This is a genomic window from Streptomyces sp. UNOC14_S4 (genome assembly GCF_020740835.1).
Taxonomy (GTDB): domain Bacteria; phylum Actinomycetota; class Actinomycetes; order Streptomycetales; family Streptomycetaceae; genus Streptomyces.
Window position 1 is genome coordinate 1 of the sequence record NZ_JAINFC010000663.1, and the last position, 3,475, is coordinate 3,475.

The window sequence follows — 3,475 nt, forward strand, 5'->3', positions numbered from 1 at the left end:
CTCCCAGAACCTCCCACTCGCCGAAGAAGTCCGGCTTCCTCCAGGGGCCCAAGGAAAAGACGCCTGACCTGGGCTTTTGCCCGTCAGGCGCCTTCCGCTCGGCCCTCTCGGAACGAGGACCGGTTTGCACATAGGGTGTCGACATGCCACTGAGCCGCATAGCCCTCTCGTCCGGCCGTCCGATCGAGCTCACCGAGCTGCGGATGTCTTCGACCTACGGGGGGATGTTGGAGGGCTACCCGTGCAAGCCCGTCAACGACATGAAGGTCAGCGGCCTCCAGCGGCAGGCTGAGCGTGCGTTTCCCTCCACGCCGGTCCATCTGGTTCCGCCCTCCCGCACGTACCCGGACCGGACCGCCGGCGCCTTCGGCCCCGTCGAGGTGCTGCCCTCCGTGGCCTGCATCGGCGTCTTCCGCTCGGCGCCGGTCGCCCCTGAGCTCGACCCGGTGCTGCACCGTTCCGCTCTCACCGTGGTCTGGTTCCAGTCCGTCTTGGATGTCCCATCGGGCGAGGAAGCCGGCCTTGCGCTTCGCAGCATTCGCTGGGAGGAGCTGGCCCAGGACTACGAGCTCTAGCGACGGGTGCCGATCACACCCACTTGTTGATGGCTGCAATGAGGATGGTCGCCTCGTAGCGGACCGCGAACTCGTCGTAGTGCGTGGCAACGGCGCGCTGCCTCTTGAGACGGTTGATTCCGCACTCGACCGCGTGGCGCTCGCGGTAGCCGACCGCGTCGAAGCGTGGCGGCCGGCCGCCACGGGAGCCGAGCTTCTGGGGGTTGCGCGCCTGATCGGCCTTGTCCGGGATGGTACAGCGGATCCCCCGGCGGCGCAGGTAAGCACGGTTTTCGCGAGAGGCGTACGCCTTGTCAGCCCGCACGCGATCGGGACGGACCCGTGACCGGCCCTGCCCGATGCATGGCACGCCGACCTTCTCCAGCACGGGTTCGAACTGCGGCGAATCTCCACGCTGCCCAGCGGTCACCACGATCGACATGGGTTTCCGGCCCTGCTCGACGGCCAGACGCAGCTCAGTGGTGAACCCGCCACGCGAACGTCCCAGCCCGTGATCACCGGGCTCGGTGAACACACCACCCGGCGGTTCTTTCCCCCAGACCCGGACCGCCAGGCTTCCTTTCGGGAACACTGCCCGGGCCATCTGCACCGTCCCGGCCGGGACCCCTCTCGGCCCCTTCGGCATCGCCCCCGCACAACAACATCGGTCTCCACGACCACAACCGGATCACGGAGACCGACGTCACGCGAGGGGCCGAATCAGCCGGCAGCGTCCCCGCTCCGGCGGGGTGCAGCCCTCGGCGTTGTCACAGCCTCACAGGCTGCGGCTGTTATCCTTCTCCGCGGCGAGACCCACGATCGCTTCCAGCATCTCCTGCGGCTTGAGCTCCTTGGCGCCGGACGGTGCGGTGACCGGCTCGGGCTTGCCGCCGAAGCCGATGGTCACGGGCAGCTTGCCGTGCACGTCCTTGTCCAGCCGACCCGTGTCGAAAGTGATGGCGGAGAGCCTGCCGCCCTTGAGGGCCACGTCGAAGACGACGTCCTGGTCCGGGACATCGTTCGGGTCGGGCAGTTTCCTGCCCTTGCCCGCCGCGCTGAGCTGGGACTCGATCGGCTTGAGTGCTTCCTTGAGGTCCTTGGCCGCCTTGCGGGCGGAGACCGTGACCTCGATGTGGTCGGCGCCGTTCTTCGAACCGGTCTCCTTGATGCGGGAGTTCTCGGTGAGAGCCTTGCGCAGGGCGTCGGAGGCCTGTTTTTCGGTCTTCTTGTCCAGCTCCTTGGGCGAGCCGCCGTTCTTCTCCTGCGCCTTCTTGCGGAACTCCTCGAAGTCCGCGGAGTTCATGGAGACCCATTCGCCCTTGAGTACATCACGGAACGCGCCCATGGACGGCGGAAGTTCGTCGGCCCGCCGGAGCATCTCGTCGAAGTCACGCTTCTCCGCGCGCTCCTTGGCGTTCCCGGGTTTCTTCATTCCGCCGATCGCCTTGATGTCGGCGCGTACGTACGCCTTCTTGTCGAGGCTGCGGAACTCCAGCAGTTCGCCGCCGCTCTTCTTCGAGAGCTTGAAGGACACGTTCACATCCGCGTTCTTCTTGTCCTCGGTCTTCAGCGGCTTGCTGGAGCTGATGCCATAGCTCAGCTTCAGGCCGGCGAGGACCTCGGCGTCCTCGCGGTCGAGGCCGTCCTCGCTGTCCTTGAGTGCGGTGTGGATCTCGTCGGCACTCGCGTCCAGGGCGACCTCCAGGGAGACCGCCTTGCCCTCCCCCAGCCGGTCGAATGCCTTGTCCAGCTTGTCCGCGGCGCTCTTCTCGCCCGGGCTGCAGGCTACCGCACCGGTCGTCATGACGACGGCGCAGCAGGCCGCGGCCAGAGTGGTGCGCTTGACACGCTTGGTAACGATGACATGCCCCCCATATCGAACGTTAGTTGAAAGGAGACTTAAATGTAAAGGACATGGGGATGTCAAAGAGGTTTTCGGTCGGCGAACCGACACCGTGCCGAAGACGCCGAGGGCCATGTCCAGCCGAGGACACCACTGGCGAATTCGGCGGTGTCCTTCACGTGTTGTTGTGGTGGGGGGATGTCGGCGGGATCGGCATGGGGGCACGAGCGTGAGGCGACCGAACCGTCAGCGTCCGCTGGAGCGGGGCGGGCAGGACCGCCGAAACGGCCTCGTCGTGGCCGGACAGCCGCAGCGCAACGGCAGCCGCGTTGTCCGGCCAGCGGTCCAGCACCGCGCCGCCGACGGCCGGAGGCTCCCAGGCCCGGCCGATCACCAGGGCCCCGAGCACCGCAGCAATCCCCTCCGGCCCCGGCACCGCGTTTCTTCGCCGCCTTGCGGGCGGTGCGCAGCGCGACCTGAGCCAGGCCGGCGCCGTGGCAGGACCTCCGTTTCCCATCCCGGGCTGCCAGTTCGGCACCGCAGCACCCCGACGACCTGCCGGGCACGCAGCGCCAAGCTCGTCGGCCTGCCTCAGCAGCAGTCTGCCGACGGTCTCGTCAACTTCGACAATGGCGACCTCGAAAGCGAGAAGGCATTCCTCCACGACATGGCGCGAGCTTATGCCTCGGCCCCGGCCCGGAACTTCACGATCCGTCCGAGCACATCCGACAGGAAGTGAGAATGGATGACCGCCATCTTGACCACTTGAGCGACCACCGCATCGAAATCTCGGCAGTGGGTTCCAGCCCGCCACAGGGTCTGCGAAACATGCTGTCCGGTAGTCCGCTACAGGCGCGGAGTGCGCGCCTCGATCCGGTAGTCGAAGGCGACACCGCTGACGCTGGTTGTGGTCACTCCGCCGTCAACGGTGAGGGCGGCCCCGTTGACGTAGGACGCGGCGGGCGACAGCAGCCAGTCGATCGCCTCGGCGACCTCCTCCGGATCACCCGGCCGCCTGGCGGGAGACAGTCGGCTCGCCTCCTCGTACGCCGCCTCGGCACCGCCCGCCAGCCCCGCC

The 3,475-nt window shown here is 67.3% G+C and carries 5 protein-coding genes; 1 reads left to right on the plus strand and 4 read right to left on the minus strand.

What is annotated here, in order from left to right:
- Window positions 1-143 precede the first annotated feature (143 nt).
- On the plus strand, window positions 144-575 hold the full coding sequence (locus K6I34_RS33900; protein WP_229331881.1) for a hypothetical protein: 432 nt from the start codon (window positions 144-146) through the stop codon (window positions 573-575).
- A gap of 13 nt (window positions 576-588) precedes the next feature.
- Here K6I34_RS33900 and K6I34_RS33905 read toward each other — a convergent pair whose 3' ends face one another.
- From K6I34_RS33905 to K6I34_RS33920, 4 genes are all read right to left on the minus strand, one after another.
- The gene (locus K6I34_RS33905) at window positions 589-1,158 is read right to left on the minus strand and encodes an IS5 family transposase (protein WP_229331882.1); all 570 of its coding nucleotides are present in this window, start codon (window positions 1,156-1,158) and stop codon (window positions 589-591) included.
- A gap of 171 nt (window positions 1,159-1,329) precedes the next feature.
- Window positions 1,330-2,358: a hypothetical protein gene (locus K6I34_RS33910; RefSeq protein WP_229331883.1), complete on the minus strand. Its 1,029-nt coding sequence runs from the start codon at window positions 2,356-2,358 to the stop codon at window positions 1,330-1,332.
- 214 nt (window positions 2,359-2,572) lie between these two features.
- Window positions 2,573-2,806, minus strand: a complete 234-nt coding sequence (locus K6I34_RS33915; protein WP_229331884.1) for a hypothetical protein — start codon at window positions 2,804-2,806, stop codon at window positions 2,573-2,575.
- A 437-nt stretch (window positions 2,807-3,243) separates the two neighbouring features.
- On the minus strand, window positions 3,244-3,475 hold a 232-nt coding region (locus tag K6I34_RS33920; protein ID WP_229331885.1), incomplete at its 5' end, for an SDR family oxidoreductase.